This window comes from Kluyvera intermedia, assembly GCF_034424175.1.
In the GTDB taxonomy this organism is placed as follows: domain Bacteria; phylum Pseudomonadota; class Gammaproteobacteria; order Enterobacterales; family Enterobacteriaceae; genus Kluyvera; species Kluyvera intermedia.
This window is the reverse complement of the sequence record NZ_CP139986.1, coordinates 574122-596701: the sequence shown is the minus strand read 5'-3', so window position 1 is coordinate 596701 and position 22580 is coordinate 574122. Positions and strand designations below refer to the sequence as shown.

The following is a 22580-nucleotide window of genomic DNA, read 5'->3' as shown; positions in this document are numbered from 1 at the left end:
TTTAACTCCCTGTACCAATGAGATCGCGGCGGTAGTCGCCCGCCGGATAACGGAACGGCACCGGGCCGTCGGCGATACCGTCGAGGAACTGACGCACACGAGGATCGGCGTTTTCCTGCAACGACGTTGCGCTCCCATGAGCGATGATTTTTCGGTCTGCCATGATGTAGGCGAAATCGGCAATGCTCAGCACTTCCGGTACATCGTGGGAAACCACAATACAAGTGACACCCAGCGCACTGTTGAGTTCAGAAATCAGCTTCACCAGTACGCCCATGGTTATCGGATCCTGGCCGACAAACGGTTCATCAAACATGATGAGATCCGGCTCCAGCGCAATGGCTCTGGCCAGCGCCGCACGCCGCGCCATCCCGCCGGACAGTTCAGACGGCATCAGCTTCGCCGCCCCGCGCAGACCAACGGCTTCCAGTTTCATCATCACCGTGCTTTTTAGCAGCGGCGCGGGCAGATTAGTGTGCTCGCGAATCGGATAAGCCACGTTGTCAAACACGTTCAGGTCTGTGAACAATGCCCCAGACTGAAACAGCATACTCATGCGCTTGCGCACGGTGTAAAGACGAGATCGTGACATCTGCGGCACATTCTCGCCATCAAAGAGGATTTCTCCGCTATCCGGGGGGATCTGCCCGCCAATCAGGCGTAACAGGGTGGTCTTGCCAATCCCCGACGGCCCCATAATCGCAGTGATTTTACCGCGCGGCACCGAAAGCGAGATGTTGTCGAAGATAACCCGATTGCCACGCGTAAAGGTGACGTCGTGCATATCGACTAAATTCGCTAGATTTTGGCTCATAGGCTTACCTTTCCAGGTCCTTAAGTAGAGCAAACTCCTGCTTGCCCCTGCATTCTTACAGAATCCTAACCGCTCTGGTTAACGAAATCTGGCATTTGTTTTACTTTTCCTGCGCATAAAGTCAAAATTAGGAATTCGCCATGTTCAGAAATGCGGACCGGCGATTATACCCGAATAAAGGACTTTAGATGCTCTTAGCCACGGCTCTGTTAATTATTGGTTTACTTCTGGTGGTCTATAGCGCTGACCGCCTGGTGTATTCCGCCTCCATTTTGTGCCGTGCTCTAGGGATCCCGCCGCTGATTATCGGCATGACTGTTGTCAGTATAGGCACATCGCTACCAGAAATTATTGTTGCCGCCGCCGCATCGCTCCATGGGCAGGTGGATGTCGCTGTCGGAACCGCCATCGGATCAAACATTGTCAACATTCTACTGATCCTCGGACTGACCGCCCTGTTCCACCCATTTACCGTGCATTCTGATATCCTGCGCCGCGAAATACCGCTAATGTTGGTAGTGAGCCTGCTGGCAGGGTATGTGTTGTATGATGGTGAGCTTTCCCGTCTTGACGGCATATTTTTATTTATTCTCACCGCCCTTTGGCTGTTGTTTATTATTAAAATAGCCAGATTGGCCGAACGCCAGGGCAACGATAAGTTTACGCAACAGCAGCTTGCCGAGCTGCCGCGCGATGGCTCCTTACCCGTCGCCTGTTTATGGCTGGGCGTAGCCTTAATCATCATGCCAATGGCGACACGGATGGTGATTGATAACGCAACGGTGCTAGCAAACTATTTTGCCATGAGTGAACTGACCATCGGCTTAACGATTATCGCGCTGGGCACCAGTTTACCGGAGCTTGCCACCGCGATTGCCGGTGTACGCAAGGGTGAGAATGATATCGCCGTCGGCAATATCATCGGCTCCAATTTCTTTAATATCGCCATTGTACTGGGGCTCCCCGCGCTTATCGCGCCGGGAACCTTCAACCCGCTCGCGTTCTCCCGCGACTATGGCGTCATGGTACTGGTGAGCGTGGTGTTTGCTCTACTGTGCTGGCGTCGTAGGCAGGTCGGCCGCGGCGCGGGACTGCTGTTAATCAGCGGGTTTGTTGTATGGCTGGCAGTGCTCTATTGGGGCGCGCCGCTTTTCATCGAATGAATCGGGATATCATTATGTCGCAAATAGATTTGCAGCCAAACTTCGACTTCCAACAAGCAGGAAGAGAGGTTCTGGAGATTGAACGGGAAGGGCTGGAGCAGCTTGGTCAATACATTAATCAGGATTTCAGCAACGCCTGCGAGAAGATCTTTTACTGTGGCGGCAAAGTGGTCGTCATGGGTATGGGCAAATCTGGGCATATTGGTCGTAAAATGGCGGCCACTTTCGCCAGCACGGGGACATCGGCGTTCTTCGTTCATCCCGGCGAGGCGGCCCACGGCGACCTAGGTATGGTGACCCCACAGGACGTAGTCATCGCCCTGTCAAACTCCGGCGAGTCCAACGAAATTCTGGCGCTGATCCCGGTATTGAAGCGTCTGCGCGTACCGCTTATCTGCATGACCAGCCGTCCGGAGAGCAGTATGGGACGCGCCGCCGATATTCATTTATGCGTGAAAGTTCCACGTGAAGCGTGCCCACTTGGCCTGGCGCCAACCACCAGCACAACCGCCGCGCTGGTTATGGGTGATGCCCTCGCGGTTGCGCTGCTCAAAGCGCGTGGCTTCACGGCGGAAGATTTTGCCCTGTCGCACCCCGGCGGCGCACTTGGTCGCAAGCTGTTGCTGCGGGTTAACGATATTATGCACACCGGCGATGAAATTCCCCAGGTGAGCATCGATGCCTCGCTGCGTGACGCACTTTTAGAGATCACGCGTAAAAATCTGGGCATGACCGCCATCTGCGACGACAATATGCAGATTAAGGGTATTTTCACCGACGGTGACCTGCGAAGAATCTTCGATAACGGCGTTGACGTCCGCACTCTCGGCATTGCCGACGTGATGACATCGGGCGGTATCCGCATTCGTCCAGAGATGCTGGCGGTTGATGCATTGAACCTGATGCAATCACGTCATATCACCTGCGTATTGGTTGCCGATGGCGACCATCTGCTAGGTGTGATACATATGCACGACCTACTGCGCGCAGGCGTAGTGTAATCAAGGATATAAAGAATGAGTCATGCTGTCGCCCCGGTTGCCACCTGTTATGGCCCGGTGAGCCCACAATTTATTACTCAGGCGGAGCAAATTCGCCTGCTTATCCTCGATGTTGACGGGGTGCTCTCGGACGGCCTGATTTACATGGGCAACAACGGCGAGGAGCTGAAAGCCTTCAACGTGCGTGACGGCTATGGAATTCGCTGCGCCCTCACCTCAGGCATTGAGGTGGCGATTATTACCGGACGAAAAGCTAAACTGTTAGAAGACCGCTGCGCTACGCTTGGCATTAGCCATCTCTATCAAGGGCAGTCGGATAAACTGATCGCCTATCGCGAACTGCTTGCGAAGCTGGAGCTCCAGCCAAACCAGGTCGCTTACGTTGGTGACGATCTGATTGACTGGCCGGTCATGGCCGAAATCGGCCTAAGCGTTGCGGTAGCGGATGCGCATCCACTGTTGCTGCCTCGCGCTGATTACGTCACTCGTATTGCCGGTGGACGCGGCGCGGTTCGTGAGGTCTGCGACCTGCTGCTATTGGCGCAAGGAAAGCTTGAAGAAGCCAAAGGGCAATCGATATGAGTAAAACCAGACGTTGGGTTATTATTGTGCTGGCGCTGATAGCGCTTGTCCTTATCGGCCTGAATCTTGCCGATAACGACGATGTCGGCCCGCAGGCGGTCAACACCAGCGACCCAACCTATAAAAGTGAACATACCGATACGGTGGTGTACAGCCCGGAAGGTGCCCTTAGCTATCGGCTCATCGCCGAGCATGTGGAGTATTTTTCCGATCAGGCTGTCTCGTGGTTTACCCATCCGGTATTGACCACTTTTGACGCAAACAAAGTACCAACCTGGTCGATTAAAGCTGATAAAGCCAAGCTGACCAACGATCGCATGCTGTACCTTTACGGGCACGTTGAAATCAACGCGCTGACAGAAGATGCGCAACTGCGTAAGATTACGACGGATAATGCCCAGGTAAACCTGATTACTCAGGATGTTGCCTCTGACGATCTGGTGACGTTATACGGAACAACATTTAATTCCAGCGGCCTGAAAATGCGCGGCAATTTACGCAGCAAAAACGCCGAGCTGATTGAAAAGGTTAGAACCTCTTATGAAATTCAGAAAAAACAAACTCAGCCTTAAGCTTGCGCTCGCCGGTACTTTGCTGGCGGCCAGCCTTCCAGCAATGGCGCTCACCGGGGATACCGATCAGCCGATTCATATCGAATCCGATCAGCAGTCGCTGGATATGCAGGGCAACATCGTCACCTTTACCGGCAACGTTGTGGTGACCCAGGGCACGATCAAAATCAACGCTGATAAAGTGGTGGTGACCCGTCCTGCGGATCAAAAAGGTAAAGAAGTGATCGACGGTTACGGTAACCCCGCGACCTTCTATCAGATGCAGGATAACGGCAAGCCGGTAAAAGGCCATGCCTCAAAAATGCATTATGAATTGCAGAACGATTTCGTGATCCTGACCGGCAATGCTTACCTTGAGCAGCTTGATAGCAATATCAAGGGTGACAAAATTACCTATCTGGTAAAAGAGCAAAAAATGCAGGCGTTTAGCGACAAAGGCAAACGCGTCACCACCGTTCTGGTTCCGTCGCAGTTGCAGGACAAATCTAAAGATCAGGCCCCGGCCCAGAAGAAGAGTAACTAATTCGTTATGGCGACATTAACTGCAAAAAATCTGGCGAAGGCCTATAAAGGCCGTCGCGTGGTGGAAGATGTCAGTCTGACCGTGAATTCCGGTGAGATTGTCGGTCTGCTTGGGCCAAACGGTGCGGGTAAAACCACTACCTTCTACATGGTGGTTGGGATCGTTTCGCGTGATGCGGGTAATATCATCATTGATGACGAAGATATCAGCCTGCTGCCGCTGCATGCTCGTGCCCGTCGCGGGATTGGCTATCTGCCGCAGGAAGCATCCATCTTCCGTCGCCTGAGCGTGTATGACAACCTGATGGCGGTGCTGCAGATCCGCGACGATCTCAGCAACGAGCAGCGTGAAGACCGCGCCAAAGAGTTGATGGAAGAGTTCCACATCGAACACCTGCGCGACAGCTTGGGTCAGGCGCTTTCCGGTGGTGAACGACGTCGTGTAGAAATCGCACGCGCGTTGGCGGCAAACCCGAAATTTATCCTGCTGGATGAACCGTTTGCAGGGGTTGACCCAATCTCGGTTATCGACATCAAACGCATTATCGAACATCTGCGTGACAGCGGTCTCGGCGTGCTGATTACTGACCACAACGTGCGTGAAACGTTAGCCGTCTGTGAACGCGCCTATATCGTCAGCCAGGGGCATCTGATTGCCCACGGTACCCCTCAGGAGATCCTACAAGACGAACATGTTAAACGCGTGTATCTTGGGGAAGACTTCAGACTCTGATAGGGTATGGTTAACGACGTAAGTGGGAGAGATTCGCTCTGAATATGAAGCAAGGTTTGCAATTAAGGCTCAGCCAACAGCTTGCCATGACGCCGCAGTTGCAGCAGGCAATCCGTCTGTTGCAGTTGTCTACGTTGGAACTTCAGCAGGAACTCCAGCAGGCGCTGGAGAGTAACCCCCTGCTCGAGCAAACCGATCTTCACGAGGAAGTAGAAACCCAGGAACCCGTCGATACCGAAACGCTCGACAGCGTAGATGCACTGGAAAAGCCGGACATGCCGGAAGAACTACCGCTCGACGCCAGTTGGGATGAAATCTACACTGCCGGCACGCCATCGGGCAACGGGGTCGATTACCAAGACGACGAACTGCCGGTTTACCAGGGCGAAACCACTCAGTCACTGCAGGATTACCTGATGTGGCAGGTCGAGCTGACGCCGTTTACCGATACTGACCGGGCGATTGCCACTTCGATAGTCGATGCGGTAGACGATACCGGCTATCTCACCGTTACGGTGGAAGATATCCATGAAGGCATTGGCGATGACGAGATTGGTCTCGATGAAGTAGAGGCCGTGCTTAAACGGATCCAACGATTCGATCCGGTCGGCGTCGCCGCCAAAGATCTCCGCGACTGTCTGCTGATCCAACTTTCTCAGTTCTCACCTGATACGCCACGCATTACTGAAGCGCGCTTAATCATCAGCGATCATCTCGATCTTCTCGCCAACCACGACTTTCGTTCACTTATGCGCGTTACGCGCTTAAAAGAAGATGTGCTCAAAGAAGCAGTCGATCTGATTCAATCACTCGATCCACGTCCTGGGCAATCGATCCAGACCGGCGAGCCGGAATATGTGATCCCTGATGTGCTGGTGCGCAAAGTGAACGGTCATTGGATGGTTGAGCTTAATTCCGACAGCATCCCGCGCCTGCAGATAAACCAGCATTATGCGGGGATGTGCAACAATGCCCGCAACGACGCTGACAGCCAGTTCATCCGCAGTAATCTGCAGGATGCTAAGTGGCTGATTAAAAGCCTTGAGAGCCGTAATGACACGCTGTTGCGCGTAAGCCGCTGCATTGTTGAGCAGCAGCAGGCCTTTTTCGATCTTGGCGAAGAACACATGAAACCGATGGTGCTGGCCGATATCGCCCAGACCGTCGAGATGCACGAGTCCACGATTTCGCGTGTTACCACGCAGAAGTATTTGCATAGCCCACGGGGCATTTTTGAGCTTAAGTATTTCTTCTCCAGCCACGTCAGTACCGAAGGCGGCGGCGAAGCCTCGTCCACGGCCATCCGTGCGTTGGTGAAGAAGTTAATTGCTGCGGAGAATCCCGCAAAACCACTGAGCGACAGTAAACTGACCACCCTACTCTCCAATCAGGGTATCATGGTGGCCCGGCGTACGGTTGCAAAGTACCGAGAGTCTTTATCCATCCCGCCGTCGAACCAGCGTAAACAGCTGGTCTGACTCTACTGATAAGGAAGACACTATGCAGCTCAACATCACTGGACACAACGTCGAAATTACCGAAGCGATGCGCGAATTCGTCAATACGAAATTCGTTAAACTCGAACAGTATTTCGAGAGGATCAATCAGGTCTACATTGTGTTAAAAGTGGAGAAATTGACGCACATCTCGGATGCAACATTGCATGTTAACGGGGGCGAACTTCATGCTAGCGCAGAAGGCAAAGATATGTACGCCGCCATCGACGGCTTGATCGACAAACTGTCGAGACAGTTAAACAAGCATAAAGATAAACTAAAACAACATTGATTGTCCGAGCGACCGCCCGATGTGCTCTGCAGATTGGGCGGTGCTTAGGTGAAATTATGACAAATACTGATTCAGCTCTACAACTGAGCAATGTCCTTAACCAGGAATGTACCCGCAGTGCTGTGCACTGTCAGAGTAAAAAACGTGCGCTGGAAATCATTAGCGAGCTGGCGGCCAAACAGTTAAGTCTGCCTCCGCAGGTGGTGTTTGAAGCCATTCTGACCCGTGAAAAAATGGGCAGTACCGGCATTGGCAATGGCATCGCGATTCCACACGGTAAACTGGAAGAGGATACGACGCGCGCGGTAGGCGTTTTCGTGCAACTGGAAACACCGATTGCCTTCGATGCTATCGACAATCAGCCTGTTGATTTACTGTTTGCGCTTCTGGTGCCTGCAGACCAGACCAAAACCCACCTGCATACGCTTTCCCTGGTGGCGAAACGTCTGGCGGACAAAACTATTTGCCGTCGTCTGCGTTCTGCGCAGAGTGACGAAGAACTGTATCAAATCATCACCGATACAGAAACTCACGATGATGCGTAATGGACATCACATCGTACTGAGGAGAAACGGTACATGGTACTGATGATCGTCAGCGGCCGCTCTGGCTCGGGAAAATCTGTTGCCCTGCGTGCGCTGGAAGATATGGGGTTTTACTGCGTCGATAACCTACCGGTCGTGTTGCTGCCGGAGCTGGCGAAAACGCTGGCTGATCGCGAAATTTCTGCGGCAGTCAGTATTGACGTACGTAACATGCCGGAGACGCCGGAAATTTTTGAACGGGCAATGGAAAGCCTGCCGGAAAACTTCTCCCCTCAGTTGCTGTTCCTCGATGCCGACCGCAATACGCTGATTCGCCGCTACAGTGATACGCGTCGTCTTCACCCACTTTCCAGCAAAAATTTGTCGCTGGAAAGCGCCATCGATGAAGAAAGTAACCTGTTGGAGCCGTTGCGCTCACGCGCCGACCTTATCGTCGATACCTCCGAAATGTCCGTTCACGAGTTGGCCGAAATGCTGCGTACCCGTCTGTTGGGTAAACGTGAACGCGAGCTGACGATGGTGTTTGAATCGTTCGGCTTCAAGCACGGTATTCCTATCGATGCTGACTATGTTTTTGACGTGCGTTTCCTGCCAAACCCACACTGGGATCCTAAACTGCGACCGATGACCGGCCTTGATAAGCCCGTGGCCGCTTTCCTCGACAGGCACACGGAAGTTCACAACTTTATTTACCAGACGCGCAGCTATCTTGAGCTATGGTTACCTATGTTGGAAACCAATAACCGTAGCTACTTAACGGTCGCCATTGGTTGTACCGGCGGGAAGCACCGTTCGGTGTATGTCGCTGAACAGCTGGCTGACTATTTCCGCTCACGCGGTAAGAACGTGCAGTCTCGTCATCGGACGCTGGAAAAACGTAAATCATGACCGTAAAGCAAACCGTTGAAATCACCAATAAGCTGGGCATGCACGCGCGCCCGGCAATGAAGCTTTTTGAGTTGATGCAAGATTTTGATGCGGAAGTGCTGCTGCGTAACGATGAAGGCACCGTCGCGGAAGCCAATAGCGTGATTGCTCTGCTGATGCTGGACTCTGCCAAGGGTCGCCAGATTGAGGTAGAAGCCACCGGCCCGCAGGAAGTGGAAGCGCTGGCAGCGGTGATTGCATTGTTTAACGCCGGGTTTGACGAAGACTAGGCTGCTGCGCCCCGGGGGCGGCGTAAACGCCTTGCCCGGGCTACCGGCCGACAAACCACGGCTAATACAGCTTATGCTCTCGCATAAACCCTTCCCCGCCCAACTGGCGCATCTGGCGCATAATCCAGGCCTGACGGCTGTGTACATAACCCGTCGGCGCGCTGGCTTTAAAGCGAATCGGATTCGGCAATACCGCCGCTAACAACGCAGCTTCAGACATCGTCAGTTTGCTGGCGGGTTTATGGAAATAGCGCTGTGATGCGGCTTCAACACCAAAGACCCCGTCGCCAAACTCGGCGATATTCAGATACACCGTCAGAATGCGTTTCTTACTCCATACCGTCTCGATGCCCAGCGTCAGACCTGCCTCCAGCCCTTTGCGCACCCAACTGCGTCCATCCCACAAGAACAGGTTTTTCGCCGTCTGCTGTGACAACGTCGATGCGCCGCGAATACGACTTTCATTACGTTCGTTATGCGCTAACGCTTTCTCAATTGCCGAAACATCAAATCCCCAATGCTCCGGGAATTTCTGATCTTCTGCGGCAATCACCGCAAGCCCCATCCACGGCGAAATCTCATCCATGCTGACCCAATCAGAATGGGCGACATAGCCAAAGTTTCCGCCAAGCCAGGCACTGACCTGACGTTCCACCATCACGGCAGAAAACGGAACGGGCAGAATGCTGAACAGCGCAATACCGCCCCCCCAGAACAGCGCCAGCAGCAGTAACAAACGCCCTACCAGACGCTTAAGTCCTGCGACTCTCCACACAGCCTTCTTCCTCACGCTAACCCTCTGACGCCGATTAATATTTCTGATTAAGACGCTACGGTTCACACATTTTACTGATTCATGTAACAAATAATTTAAGATTTGCTATCTTATTGAACGTGCAATCGTATTTCAGGTTGTGTCAAAAAATCAAAATCATATTAATCATCTGACGCAGCCACCGGTTCCCTGGTGTTGGCGCAGTATTCGCGCACCCCGGCTAGACCGGGGTCATTTTTTAGGAACACTCGCCACCCAAGCTTTCAGCACCGCGACATCGTTACGCCACTCAGACTTCATCTCTTCAACCCATTCACCAACGTTATCCCACCAAGCAGGTAAATCCGGTGATTGGATCTGCTGTCCTAACTGTTGCAGATGGCGCAGGCCAACAGAGCCCGCGGCACCTTTAATTTTGTGTCCTTCTTCAACGATGCCTTTCTGATCCCGGGCGGTGAGATTAGATTCCAGCACCGACAGATAACCCGGCATCATTTTCTCGAATACCGCCAGACCATCGGTAATCAGTTTAGGGCCAACCAGCTCGATGTACTGCTCCAGCATGGCAATATCCAGCAGCTGTTGCGTTTTACCACTTTCAACAGGGGTCACGGCACTCTCCTCTTCGTCTTCAACGGTATCCCAGAACTTCTTGATCATCGCCGTCAGGGCCGGTACTGAAAGCGGTTTGCTCAGTACATCGTCCATGCCTGCGTCCATATACTCTTTTTTGTCTTTCAAGACGTTCGCTGTCAACGCCACCAGCGGCGGCAGGTCGTCAGCGTGATATTTGCGCGTCAGCTCGCGGGAAATATCCAGACCGGTCATATCCGGAAGCTGGATATCCAACAGCACCAGGTCATACTCACCCGGGGTGAACATCTCCAGCGCCGCCTGGCCGGTCATGGCAACATCCACGCTATTGCCGAGTTTCTCCAGCACCGAACGGGCAACAATGACGTTCAGTTCTATGTCTTCCACCAGCAAGACGTGCAACGCCGGCAGCGGCATATCGTCGTCTTCAAAGGCATCTTCCACTTCTTCCGCCACCGCTGGGGCATGAACCGTCAGCGTAAAGACTGAACCATGGCCAGGCTGGCTTGAAACCTCGATATCACCACCCATACTTTTTGCCAGACGCTTCGACACGGCAAGACCGATGCCGGTGCCGGTCGCCGGTTTACCGCCCTGGCTATCTTTGACCTGATAGTACATGGCAAAAATCTTGTCCTGCTCACCCTGCGGAATGCCGATACCGGAATCTTCCACTTCAAAGTGCAGCATATCGCCCGCGTCATAACGAACGCGAACAACCACGTTACCCTGCTGGGTAAACTTCACGGCATTACTGATCAGGTTCCACAGGATCTGACGTAGACGGGTGCCATCGGTAATCACCTTATGCGGCAGCGGTAACGTCGGCTCCATCACAAAACGCAGCCCTTTTTGCTGCGCTTGCAAACCGGAGAGGTTTTCCAGGTCAGCCAGGAAGCCGGTAAAATCGACAGGCTGGTTATCCAGTTGGACTTTACGACGTTCCATTTTGTCCATATCGATAATATCGTTGAAGATATTACCCAGCGTTATCGCTGAGACATGAATGGTTTTCAGGTATTTCTCCTGCTCGCCGGTCAGAGTGGTATCGAGCAGAATGCGGCTTAACCCCACGATGCCGTTTAGCGGTGTACGGAGTTCGTGGCTAATCGTGGAGATGAAGGTGGTCTTATCACGGCTAGCGCGCTCCAGCGCATCCTGATAACGCTTACGTTCGGTAATATCGCGGCCAAAGCCCATCAATCCGTGGCGCTTGCCCACACGGTCGTAGTAAGGCACTTTGCGGATCTCAAAGCAGGCTTTGCGTCCGTCCGGATAGTCAAGCCACTGTTCATAGGTCAACGAGACATTATGGCGGAAGACTTTCTCATCGGTTTCAATCACTTTCGCTGCCGCCTCAGGGGTATAGACCTCTTCGGGATGCAGGTGAATCAGCTGCTTTTCACTCTTGCCGGTCAGCAACTCCATGGCGCGGTTACAGCCAGAGAACTCTTTATCTTCATTACGGTAGAAAACCAAATCCGGTGAGGCATCAAGGAAAGAGCGCAAGAAGGAGGACTGTTGTTCGAGGCGGATCTGCGTCTCTTCACGTTCCTGCACCTCAACCTTCAACTGCTCAAGCGTTGCCCGGCGCTCGGCTTCCGCTTTTTCACGATCGCTGATTTCCTGATTAAGCTGTGAAATATTGTCTTTTAACTGTACGTTCAGCTTGAGATCGCGCTCGCGCATCTCTTCAAGCTTCTCCACCAGGCGGGAAAGTCGTTGTCGTGATTCCTCTAGCTGTTCAACGACCACCGAGAGAAAATAGACCGCCCATGGGGTGATCAGCAGGCCAAAGAAGATTGAACGAATGACGTCAATACTTTCTACCTGACCATGCAGCACCATGGTCACCGCCATTTGTACCACGATAGCCAACACCACCAGCGCGAGCGCCAGCAGCAGGGAAAAACGTACTAGACCCAGCTTCATCATCAGGTCGACGTAATACTGCGCCAGCATACGGATTTGCTTCATGAGGAGTTCCTTAACGACTTCATCGTTCAATCATACCCAATTCTGAGCACGGCGCGGTAGGTTGTACAAAAAATGCGAGGATTATCTGTGAAATGAGTCGTGTGGATTCTTAAGGTTTGGTCGCCCTGGCCCTGGGAGGCTCCGGCACACATCCCGGGGGCGGCGTAAACGCCTTGCCCGGGCTACCAGCTACCGACGGATGTAGGCCGGATAAGGCGTAGCCGCCATCCGGCAGTCGGCACGCATTCACCGTATCGACGAATACGTGGCGGATTATCGATGATGCACAGACATTAAGCGGGCTGCACCCACGGCATACCCAATGCCGAACCCTGAACGCCGTTTTCGTTGAGGTATTTATCCAGCTCGACCATCCCGGTCCAGCGATTTTCACACCACAACGGTGCCAGCAGCGTTGGGCGACGAGCGTTGGCGGAGATACGGTGGTAAATCACGTCAGGCGGTGTGTGGCGAATCATTTCACCGGCAGTCACAGTGTAATCATCAAGTTCAATCCCACTCAACCTTGCCGCCTGCCACGCTTTCGCCATAATGCTACCGGTGACAATATGCAGCGGGTGCAGTTTAATGCCGTCAACACCGGTCTCAACTACCTGTTTAAGCGTCTCCAGACACTCACCCTGCCCTTCACCCGGCAAACCGACGATAAGGTGGCTGCACACCTTCAGACCGCGCTCACGAGCCAGACGCGTCGTTCGCTGGTAACAGGCAAAATCATGGCCACGGTTAATACGGTGCAGCGTTTTATCGTGCGCGGTTTGCAGACCCAGCTCCAGCCACACTTCATAGCCCTGCTCGTGGTATTCGCTCAGCAAATCGAGTACCGCTTCCGGCACGCAGTCCGGACGCGTTCCCACACACAGCCCGACGATATTGGCCTGGCTCACCGCCTGCTGATACATCGAACGCAACACCTGCACTTCCGCAAAGGTGCTGGTATAGGCCTGGAAATAGGCCAGGTAGCGCTTAGCGCGGTTCACCAGTTGCGCCTGATGCGCTAGCTGGTCGGCAATCGACTTATGCTGCTGCGCTTCATCGGCAAATGAAGCCACATTGCAGAACGTACAACCGCCGCGGCCAATAGTGCCGTCGCGGTTTGGGCAGCTAAATCCACCATGCAGCGTCAGTTTATGAACCTTTTCACCATAACGACGCGAAAGATCCCCACCAAACATATTGACTAATTTTTGTAACTGCATAATCTGATAGACCGGCCTGAAGAAAGGGGCCAAGCCTGCCACTTTTAGTCTCGATCGGCGATGACCTGGATCAATCGCCATGTAGACCTTTTACCTTATTGCATAACCAATCAAAATTACTGCAATTTCATTCATCGACAATGAGATTATTTTTCCTTATGTCTGACGTCAAATTAGTCATAATCCACCTGCCGTTGAAAAACAGAGTGATCCTATACCCCCACACTCAATGCCAGCATTAAATTCTGCCTTTCATTAAATTAACAGCGCATGACGATTATCACAGCGCTTTCATATAGTGAGACAGATCACACTCCCTATCCCTTCCCCTGCAGGTCAACACACAACAAAAACATCACATTTCTTTTATTATTCATATCGTTAATTACCCTATAGCACATTTCTGTATAAATAAGTTTGCCATTTGACCTATGTACCGATTCCCGATAAGTTGGGAATCCGCTGGAAGCTTTCTGGATGAGCAGCCTGCTCATCATATTTATGCAGTAATTGAGATTCCCTCTTAAGCAAGTCCTCAAACTTGTGTGACCTACGCGAAAAGGATAGAAGAGGGCGAATGCGAGGTAGGCAATGAATGCCATACCCCGTCGCCATGCTCTTGCTGTGCCTTGCGCGCAATCGATTAAGGGGGCGTCCCGTAGAGCCTGGGGAGGTTCACTGATATGTTGTACGATAAATCCCTTGAGAGGGATAACTGTGGTTTCGGCCTGATCGCCCACATAGAAGGCGAACCTAGCCACAAGGTAGTGCGTACCGCTATACACGCACTGGCCCGCATGCAGCACCGTGGGGCAATCCTCGCCGATGGTAAAACCGGCGATGGTTGTGGTCTGCTGCTTCAAAAACCTGACCGTTTCTTTCGCATCGTCGCTGCAGAGCGCGGCTGGCGCTTAGCGAAAAACTACGCTGTCGGGATGCTGTTCCTGAATAAAGATCCTGAGCTTGCCGCAGCTTCTCGCCGTATTGTCGAAGAAGAGCTACAGCGCGAGACCCTGTCTATCGTGGGCTGGCGCGATGTGCCGACCAACGAAGGCGTGCTGGGTGAAATCGCCCTCTCCTCTCTGCCACGTATCGAGCAAATTTTTGTCAACGCCCCTGCGGGCTGGCGTCCACGCGATATGGAACGCCGTCTGTTTATTGCGCGTCGCCGTATCGAAAAACGTCTCCAGGAAGATAAAGACTTCTACGTCTGTAGCCTGTCTAACCTGGTCAACATCTATAAAGGTCTGTGTATGCCGGCAGATTTGCCGCGCTTCTACCTGGACCTGGCGGATTTGCGTCTGGAGTCGGCTATCTGCCTGTTCCACCAGCGCTTTTCCACCAACACCGTGCCGCGCTGGCCGCTGGCGCAGCCGTTCCGTTATCTGGCGCACAACGGTGAGATCAACACTATCACCGGTAACCGCCAGTGGGCGCGTGCACGTACTTATAAATTCCAGACCCCGCTGATCCCGGATCTGCACGACGCCGCACCGTTCGTTAACGAAACCGGCTCTGACTCCAGCTCCATGGATAACATGCTTGAGCTGCTGCTGGCGGGCGGGATGGACATTATCCGCGCCATGCGTCTTCTGGTGCCACCGGCCTGGCAGAACAACCCGGATATGGATCCAGACCTGCGTTCGTTCTTCGACTTTAACTCCATGCACATGGAGCCGTGGGACGGCCCGGCGGGCATTGTCATGTCCGACGGTCGCTACGCCGCCTGTAACCTTGACCGTAACGGTCTGCGCCCGGCACGCTACGTTATCACCAAAGATAAGCTGATTACCTGCGCCTCTGAAGTCGGTATCTGGGACTACCAGCCTGATGAAGTGGTGGAAAAAGGTCGTGTGGGGCCAGGCGAACTGATGGTTATCGATACCCGCTCAGGCCGCATTCTGCACTCGGCGGAAACCGATGACGATCTGAAAAGCCGCCATCCGTACAAAGAGTGGATGGAGAACTACGTCCGTCGACTGGTGCCGTTTGAAGATCTGGCAGACGATCAGGTCGGCAGCCGCGAGCTGGACGACGATACGCTCGCCAGCTACCAAAAACAGTTTAACTACAGCGCCGAAGAGCTTGACTCCATCCTGCGCGTACTCGGTGAAAATGGCCAGGAAGCGGTCGGTTCAATGGGCGATGATACCCCGTTTGCCGTGCTCTCCAGCCAGCCACGCATTATTTATGACTACTTCCGCCAGCAGTTTGCGCAGGTGACCAACCCGCCAATCGATCCGCTGCGTGAAGCGCACGTCATGTCGCTGGCGACCAGCATCGGTCGTGAGATGAACGTCTTCTGCGAAGCGGAAGGCCAGGCGCACCGTCTGAGCTTCAAATCACCAATTCTGCTGTACTCCGATTTCAATCAGCTCACCACGATGAAAGAGGAGCACTACCGCGCCGATACGCTGGATATCACTTTCGATGTGACGGAATCCAACCTCGAAGAGACGGTCAAAGCGCTGTGCGATAAAGCCGAACAGATGGTTCGTGACGGTACCGTCCTGCTGGTGCTGTCTGACCGTAACATTGCCAAAAACCGTCTGCCGGTTCCGGCACCGATGGCCGTCGGCGCCGTTCAAGCACGTCTGGTAGATAAGAGCCTGCGCTGCGACGCCAACATCATCGTTGAAACGGCAAGCGCCCGTGACCCGCATCACTTCGCGGTGCTGCTCGGTTTCGGTGCCACGGCAATCTATCCGTATCTGGCCTACGAAACGCTGGGACGTCTGATTGATACCCACGCTATCGAAAAAGATTACCGCACGGTGATGCTGAACTACCGTAACGGAATCAACAAAGGTCTGTACAAGATCATGTCCAAAATGGGCATCTCGACTATCGCATCTTATCGCTGCTCCAAACTGTTTGAAGCGGTTGGCCTGCACGATGACGTGGTTGAGAACTGCTTCCAGGGCGTGGTCAGCCGTATCGGCGGGGCGTCGTTCGACGACTTCCAGCAAGATCTGCTGAACCTGTCGAAACGTGCCTGGCTTGCGCGTAAGCCACTGGATCAGGGCGGTCAGCTCAAATACGTCCACGGTGGCGAATACCACGCCTATAACCCGGACGTAGTGCGCACCCTGCAACAGGCGGTACAAAGCGGCGAGTACAGCGATTATCAAGAATATGCCGCACTGGTGAATAACCGTCCGGCCGCCACGCTGCGCGATCTGCTGGCGATTGCCCCGAATGGCGAAGCGGTGAGCGTGTCTGACGTTGAACCGGCAAGCTCACTGTTCAAGCGCTTCGATACGGCAGCGATGTCTATCGGCGCACTGAGCCCGGAAGCGCACGAAGCGCTGGCGGAAGCGATGAACAGCATTGGCGGTAACTCCAACTCCGGCGAAGGTGGTGAAGACCCTGCGCGCTACGGCACCAATAAAGTGTCGCGTATTAAGCAGGTTGCTTCTGGTCGCTTTGGTGTAACCCCGGCGTATCTGGTGAACGCTGACGTCATTCAGATTAAAGTTGCTCAGGGCGCAAAACCGGGCGAAGGCGGTCAGTTACCGGGTGATAAAGTCACGCCGTACATCGCTAAACTGCGTTATTCGGTACCGGGCGTGACGCTGATTTCCCCGCCACCGCACCACGATATCTACTCTATCGAGGACTTAGCGCAGCTGATTTTCGACTTAAAACAGGTCAACCCGAAAGCACTGATCTCCGTGAAGCTGGTCTCCGAACCGGGCGTTGGCACCATCGCGACCGGCGTGGCGAAAGCCTATGCGGATCTCATCACCATCGCCGGTTACGACGGTGGTACCGGCGCAAGCCCGCTCTCTTCCGTGAAATATGCAGGCTGTCCGTGGGAACTGGGCTTGGTGGAAACTCAGCAAGCACTGGTGGCTAACGGTCTGCGTCACAAGATCCGTTTACAAGTGGATGGCGGTCTTAAGACCGGCGTCGACATCATTAAAGCGGCGATTCTCGGCGCGGAAAGCTTCGGCTTCGGCACCGGCCCAATGGTCGCGCTGGGCTGTAAATACCTGCGTATTTGTCACCTGAACAACTGCGCAACCGGTGTAGCAACCCAGGACGAAAAACTGCGTAAGAACCACTATCACGGCCTGCCGTTCAAAGTGACCAACTACTTTGAATTTATCGCCCGTGAAGTGCGCGAGCTAATGGCAAGCCTGGGCGTGACCCGCCTGGTGGATCTTATTGGCCGTACCGACCTGCTCAAAGAGCTGGACGGGTTCACCGCCAAGCAGCAGAAGCTGGAGCTGTCTCGTCTGCTGGAAACCGCCGAGCCGCATCCTGGCAAAGCGCTGTTCTGCACTGAGAACAACCCACCGTTTGATAACGGTGTGCTGAACGCTCAACTGTTGCAGCAGGCAAAACCGTTTGTGGATGAGCGCCAGAGCAAAACCTTCTGGTTCGATATCCGCAACACCGACCGTTCCGTGGGCGCATCGCTGTCGGGCTACATCGCCCAGACGCACGGCGACCAAGGGCTGGCGTCAGATCCGATTAAAGCGCACTTCAGCGGTACCGCAGGCCAGAGCTTCGGCGTGTGGAACGCCGGCGGCGTTGAGCTGTATCTGACCGGCGATGCCAACGACTACGTCGGTAAAGGCATGGCTGGCGGTCTGCTGGCGATTCGTCCTCCGGTCGGTTCTGCCTTCCGCAGTCATGAAGCCAGCATTATCGGCAACACCTGCCTTTACGGCGCGACCGGTGGTCGTCTGTACGCCGCAGGCCGCGCAGGTGAACGTTTCGGTGTGCGTAACTCCGGGGCCATCACCGTCGTGGAAGGTATTGGCGACAACGGTTGTGAATACATGACTGGCGGGATCGTCTGCGTGCTGGGGAAAACGGGCGTCAACTTCGGTGCCGGTATGACGGGCGGCTTCGCCTACGTACTGGATGAAAGCGGTGATTTCCGCAAACGCGTGAACCCGGAACTGGTGGAGGTGCTGGATGTTGAAACGCTGGCTATTCACGAAGAGCATCTGCGTGGGCTTATTACCGAGCACGTGCAGTTGACCGGTTCATCCCGTGGCGAAGAGATCCTGGCGAACTGGCCGGCATTCTCAGCGAAATTCGCGCTGGTTAAACCGAAGTCCAGTGATGTGAAAGCACTGTTGGGTCATCGTAGTCGTAGCGCAGCTGAGCTGCGTGTGCAGGCGCAGTAAGGGGTCATCATGAGTCAGAACGTATATCAATTTATCGACCTCCAGCGCGTTGATCCGCCAAAGAAACCGCTGAAGATCCGTAAGATCGAGTTTATCGAGATCTATGAGCCGTTTTCCGAAGGCCAGGCCAAAGCACAGGCAGACCGCTGCCTGTCCTGCGGCAACCCGTATTGCGAGTGGAAATGTCCGGTACATAACTACATCCCTAACTGGCTGAAACTGGCCAACGAGGGACGTATTTTTGAGGCAGCAGAGCTGTCACACCAGACCAATACCTTGCCGGAAGTCTGTGGGCGCGTTTGCCCGCAGGATCGTCTGTGCGAAGGTTCCTGTACCCTGAACGATGAGTTCGGCGCGGTGACCATCGGCAACATCGAGCGCTATATCAACGATAAAGCGTTTGAGATGGGCTGGCGTCCAGACATGACCGGCGTTAAGCAGACCGACAAGAAAGTCGCCATCATCGGTGCCGGCCCGGCTGGCCTGGCGTGTGCCGATGTGCTGACCCGCAACGGCGTGAAGGCGGTGGTCTTTGACCGTCACCCGGAAATCGGCGGTCTGCTGACCTTCGGTATCCCGGCCTTTAAGCTGGAGAAAGAAGTTATGACCCGCCGCCGTGAAATCTTCACCGGCATGGGTATTGAGTTCAAACTCAACGTAGAAGTCGGCCGCGATGTACAGATCGATGACCTGCTGAAGGATTACGATTCCGTATTCCTCGGCGTGGGCACCTATCAGTCGATGCGCGGCGGTCTGGAAAACGAAGACGCTTCTGACGTATTCGATGCCCTGCCGTTCCTGATTGCCAATACCAAGCAGTTGATGGGCTTCGGCGAAACGCCTGACGAGCCGTATGTCAGCATGGAAGGCAAACGCGTTGTTGTGCTGGGCGGCGGCGATACCGCGATGGACTGCGTACGGACTTCTATTCGTCAGAACGCCGCGCATGTTATCTGCGCCTACCGTCGTGATGAAGAGAATATGCCAGGTTCTAAACGCGAAGTGAAAAATGCGCGTGAAGAAGGCGTCGAGTTCCAGTTCAACGTCCAGCCACTGGGTGTGGAAGTGAATGCGAACGGCAAAGTATGCGGCGTAAAAATGGCACGTACTGAAATGGGCAAGCCGGATGCGAAAGGCCGTCGTCGTGCGGAGATCGTTGCCGGTTCCGAACACGTGGTGCCAGCCGATGCAGTAGTAATGGCATTTGGTTTCCGTCCTCACAGCATGGAATGGTTGGCAAAACACAGCGTTGAGCTGGACTCTCAGGGTCGTGTTATTGCCCCGGAAGGCAGCGAGAATGCATTCCAGACCAGCAACCCGAAAATCTTCGCCGGTGGTGACATCGTGCGCGGTTCGGACCTGGTGGTCACGGCGATTGCCGAAGGTCGTAAAGCGGCTGACGGGATTATGAATTACCTGGAAGTGTAAAAACCTCTCTGGCCCCCTGCCAAATTCACATTGCTGGATGGGGGCCTGTTTTCTTCTTCGCACATTCACGACATTCCTGGAAAGCAACTCGCAAGTACTGATGCAAGTCCATGTAATCCAATCGGCATGGATTGACGACATAAGACCCCGAGCGTATTGATAGCGATATATTTTCACCTCGTAACTATCACGCCAGGGAAGACATGAATACACTCACCTCTACATCCCGTGCTGAGGATTATCAGCAAATCCATGACGGTATAATTCATTTATTGGATAACGCCCGGACAGAAACGGTCCGCAGCATCAACGCAATTATGACGGCAACTTATTGGGAGATTGGCCGCCGAATTGTCGAATTTGAACAAGGCGGTGAAGCGCGAGCGGCTTACGGAACTCAACTGATTGAACGTTTGTCCGTCGATTTAAATCAGCGATACAAACGGGGGTTTTCAACGGGAAACTTGCGACAGATACGGGCTTTTTATCTTTATTTTCAGAGCATTGGAATTCAGCAGACAGTGTCTGGTGAATCTTCCCGTCTGGCACAACTCGCCAAAATTTTCCTGCTTCCCTGGTCAGCTTATGTCCGCCTGCTATCGGTTAAAAATCCTGATGCCCGCGCTTTTTACGAGAAAGAGACGTTACGTAACGGCTGGTCAGTAAGGCAGCTTGATAGGCAAATCACCACCCAATTTTACGAACGAACATTACTGTCCCACGATAAAACCACCATGTTGCAGCAGGCCGCCCCCACCGTCGCTGATGTTACGCCAGAACAAGCAATACGTGACCCGTTCATTCTCGAATTCCTCGATCTGAAGGATGAGTATTCTGAATCCGATCTTGAAGAAGCGCTGATAAACCACCTGATGGATTTTATGCTGGAACTCGGTGATGACTTTGCCTTTGTGGGTCGTCAGCGTCGATTACGCATTGACGATAGCTGGTTTCGCATTGACCTGCTGTTCTTCCACCGCCGCTTACGCTGCCTGCTCATCGTTGACCTTAAGGTCGGCAAATTTAGCTACGCCGATGCAGGGCAAATGAACATGTATCTGAATTACGCCCAGGAGCACTGGACAATGCCTGGAGAGAATCCACCTGTAGGCTTAATCCTGTGCGCGGAAAAAGGTGCTGGCGAGGCTCACTATGCCCTGACGGGTTTACCTCATAAAGTGCTTACCAGTGAGTACAAAATGCAGTTACCTGACGAGAAGTTGTTGGCGGATGAACTCGTCCGCTCGCAAACCATGCTTGAGGCTCATAAAACCAATTAACGGGGTGAACGATAGGGTGATGATATTCTGGGAATAAAAGAGTGTGTGGCGCGTTAATCCCTACAAAACAAATCAGGCCCTAAAGGGCCTGATTTTATTTCACTACGCGTAACGCCGGGCGTCCACCGCGTGGCGGTGGCGGAGTGTCGTCTGGATCGGTATCGTCATCGCTATCAGGCTTATCACCATCAATGATTGACATCACCGTTTCGTTACCACTCTCTTCCACAGCATCATCGTTGAAGCCTTCAGCGTTTTCATCATAGGCCGCTTCTGCTTCAAACATCGTCCCAGCGCCGTTCTCACGGGCATAGATAGCCAGCACGGCAGCCAGTGGGACCGAAACCTGACGTGGAACGCCGCCGAAGCGCGCATTAAAGCGCACTTCTTCGTTGGACAGTTCGAGGTTGCCTACCGCGCGCGGCGCGATGTTCAACACAATCTGACCATCGCGCGCATACTCCATCGGTACGTTTATACCGGGCTGCATCACGTCAACCACCAGATGTGGCGTCAGTTGGTTATCCAGCAGCCACTCATAAAACGCGCGAAGCAGATACGGACGACGCGGAGAAAGCTGTGAAACATCCATTCAATTAACCCCGGCCAAGGCGCATTTCGCGCTCAGGTTCCGTTAAGGACGCGAGGAAAGAATCACGCTCGAAGACGCGGGTCATATAGCCTTTCAGCTCTTTAGCACCCGCACCTACCAGCTCAATACCCATGACCGGCAGACGCCACAGCAGTGGAGCCAGGTAGCAGTCAACGATGCTGAACTCATCGCTCAGGAAGAATGGCTTCTGAGTGAACACTGGGGCAATCGCCAGCAGTTCTTCGCGCAGCTGTTTACGAGCGGCATCGGCCTGAGCGGCAGAACCGGACATCACAGTGTGCATCAGTGAGTACCAGTCTTTTTCGATACGGTGCATGTACAGGCGGCTTTCACCACGTGCAACCGGATAAACCGGCATCAGCGGCGGATGAGGGAAACGCTCATCCAGATATTCCATAATGATGCGAGATTCCCAAAGGGTCAGCTCACGATCGACCAGTGTCGGAACGCTTTGATTCGGGTTGAGGTCAATCAGATCCTGTGGTGGATTGTCCTTTTCCACGAGCTCGATTTCAAAACTAACACCTTTCTCAGCCAGCACAATGCGGACCTGATGGCTATAGATGTCAGTAGGACCAGAAAACAGCGTCATTACCGAACGTTTGTTGGCAGCGACAGCCATGAAAACCTCCAGGTGTAATCAGAATTTGTACTGCTACCAGCCACAACGGC

General features: G+C 53.6%; 20 protein-coding genes. 14 read left to right on the top strand and 6 right to left on the bottom strand.

Annotated features, from left to right (window positions below):
• Position 1: 1 nt before the first annotated feature.
• Positions 2-814: a phospholipid ABC transporter ATP-binding protein MlaF gene (gene mlaF, locus U0026_RS02835; protein WP_062774163.1), complete on the bottom strand. Its 813-nt coding sequence runs from the start codon at positions 812-814 to the stop codon at positions 2-4.
• A gap of 188 nt (positions 815-1002) precedes the next feature.
• Here mlaF and U0026_RS02830 point away from each other — a divergent pair, with 188 nt between their 5' ends.
• From U0026_RS02830 to npr, 11 genes are read left to right on the top strand one after another with little or no spacing between them, the layout of a single operon-like run.
• Complete coding sequence (locus tag U0026_RS02830) at positions 1003-1977, top strand: calcium/sodium antiporter (RefSeq protein ID WP_062774161.1); 975 nt, start codon at positions 1003-1005, stop codon at positions 1975-1977.
• Between the two features lie 14 nt (positions 1978-1991).
• On the top strand, positions 1992-2978 hold the full coding sequence (kdsD, locus tag U0026_RS02825) for an arabinose-5-phosphate isomerase KdsD (RefSeq protein ID WP_062774360.1): 987 nt from the start codon (positions 1992-1994) through the stop codon (positions 2976-2978).
• A gap of 15 nt (positions 2979-2993) precedes the next feature.
• A complete protein-coding gene (kdsC, locus tag U0026_RS02820; RefSeq protein ID WP_062774160.1) occupies positions 2994-3560 on the top strand; it encodes a 3-deoxy-manno-octulosonate-8-phosphatase KdsC in 567 nt (188 codons plus the stop codon).
• Positions 3557-4132, top strand: a complete 576-nt coding sequence (lptC, locus tag U0026_RS02815; protein ID WP_062774158.1) for an LPS export ABC transporter periplasmic protein LptC — start codon at positions 3557-3559, stop codon at positions 4130-4132. Before kdsC ends, lptC begins: the two co-directional genes overlap by 4 nt.
• Complete coding sequence (gene lptA, locus U0026_RS02810) at positions 4101-4655, top strand: lipopolysaccharide ABC transporter substrate-binding protein LptA (protein WP_062774157.1); 555 nt, start codon at positions 4101-4103, stop codon at positions 4653-4655. The genes lptC and lptA overlap by 32 nt, the downstream gene beginning before the upstream one ends.
• A 6-nt stretch (positions 4656-4661) precedes the next feature.
• On the top strand, positions 4662-5387 hold the full coding sequence (lptB, locus tag U0026_RS02805; protein WP_062774155.1) for an LPS export ABC transporter ATP-binding protein: 726 nt from the start codon (positions 4662-4664) through the stop codon (positions 5385-5387).
• A 44-nt stretch (positions 5388-5431) separates the two neighbouring features.
• Positions 5432-6865 (top strand): RNA polymerase factor sigma-54, encoded by a 1434-nt coding sequence (gene rpoN, locus U0026_RS02800; protein ID WP_062774154.1) that lies wholly within the window; start codon positions 5432-5434, stop codon positions 6863-6865.
• Between the two features lie 22 nt (positions 6866-6887).
• Positions 6888-7175 carry a ribosome hibernation promoting factor gene (gene hpf / locus U0026_RS02795; RefSeq protein ID WP_052283605.1) on the top strand — a complete coding sequence of 96 codons (288 nt, stop codon included), beginning with the start codon at positions 6888-6890 and terminating at the stop codon, positions 7173-7175.
• A gap of 56 nt (positions 7176-7231) precedes the next feature.
• Entirely contained in the window at positions 7232-7720 is a 489-nt protein-coding gene (gene ptsN / locus U0026_RS02790) for a PTS IIA-like nitrogen regulatory protein PtsN (protein ID WP_062774152.1), read from the top strand.
• Between the two features lie 33 nt (positions 7721-7753).
• Entirely contained in the window at positions 7754-8608 is an 855-nt protein-coding gene (gene rapZ / locus U0026_RS02785) for an RNase adapter RapZ (protein ID WP_062774151.1), read from the top strand.
• Positions 8605-8877 carry a PTS phosphocarrier protein NPr gene (gene npr, locus U0026_RS02780; RefSeq protein ID WP_062774149.1) on the top strand — a complete coding sequence of 91 codons (273 nt, stop codon included), beginning with the start codon at positions 8605-8607 and terminating at the stop codon, positions 8875-8877. The genes rapZ and npr overlap by 4 nt, the downstream gene beginning before the upstream one ends.
• Before the next feature lie 61 nt (positions 8878-8938).
• Here the strand turns inward: npr and mtgA are convergent, their stop codons facing one another.
• The 3 genes from mtgA to U0026_RS02765 form a co-directional block, all read right to left on the bottom strand.
• The gene (gene mtgA / locus U0026_RS02775) at positions 8939-9652 is read right to left on the bottom strand and encodes a monofunctional biosynthetic peptidoglycan transglycosylase (protein ID WP_164717426.1); all 714 of its coding nucleotides are present in this window, start codon (positions 9650-9652) and stop codon (positions 8939-8941) included.
• A 231-nt stretch (positions 9653-9883) separates the two neighbouring features.
• Positions 9884-12223 carry an aerobic respiration two-component sensor histidine kinase ArcB gene (gene arcB / locus U0026_RS02770; RefSeq protein ID WP_062774146.1) on the bottom strand — a complete coding sequence of 780 codons (2340 nt, stop codon included), beginning with the start codon at positions 12221-12223 and terminating at the stop codon, positions 9884-9886.
• Positions 12224-12516: 293 nt separating this feature from the next.
• The gene (locus U0026_RS02765; protein WP_126440963.1) at positions 12517-13443 is read right to left on the bottom strand and encodes a TIGR01212 family radical SAM protein; all 927 of its coding nucleotides are present in this window, start codon (positions 13441-13443) and stop codon (positions 12517-12519) included.
• Positions 13444-14126: 683 nt separating this feature from the next.
• Here U0026_RS02765 and gltB point away from each other — a divergent pair.
• From gltB to U0026_RS02750, 3 genes are all read left to right on the top strand, one after another.
• Positions 14127-18587 carry a glutamate synthase large subunit gene (gene gltB, locus U0026_RS02760; RefSeq protein WP_073971103.1) on the top strand — a complete coding sequence of 1487 codons (4461 nt, stop codon included), beginning with the start codon at positions 14127-14129 and terminating at the stop codon, positions 18585-18587.
• 9 nt (positions 18588-18596) lie between these two features.
• Entirely contained in the window at positions 18597-20015 is a 1419-nt protein-coding gene (locus U0026_RS02755) for a glutamate synthase small subunit (RefSeq protein WP_062774142.1), read from the top strand.
• A gap of 203 nt (positions 20016-20218) precedes the next feature.
• The gene (locus U0026_RS02750; RefSeq protein ID WP_062774141.1) at positions 20219-21295 is read left to right on the top strand and encodes a PDDEXK nuclease domain-containing protein; all 1077 of its coding nucleotides are present in this window, start codon (positions 20219-20221) and stop codon (positions 21293-21295) included.
• Positions 21296-21389: 94 nt separating this feature from the next.
• On the opposite strand, the gene sspB is transcribed toward U0026_RS02750, so the two are convergent.
• Both sspB and sspA read right to left on the bottom strand, forming a co-directional pair.
• A complete protein-coding gene (gene sspB, locus U0026_RS02745; protein ID WP_062774139.1) occupies positions 21390-21887 on the bottom strand; it encodes a ClpXP protease specificity-enhancing factor in 498 nt (165 codons plus the stop codon).
• A 4-nt stretch (positions 21888-21891) separates the two neighbouring features.
• A complete protein-coding gene (gene sspA, locus U0026_RS02740) occupies positions 21892-22530 on the bottom strand; it encodes a stringent starvation protein SspA (RefSeq protein WP_062774137.1) in 639 nt (212 codons plus the stop codon).
• Positions 22531-22580: the final 50 nt, after the last annotated feature.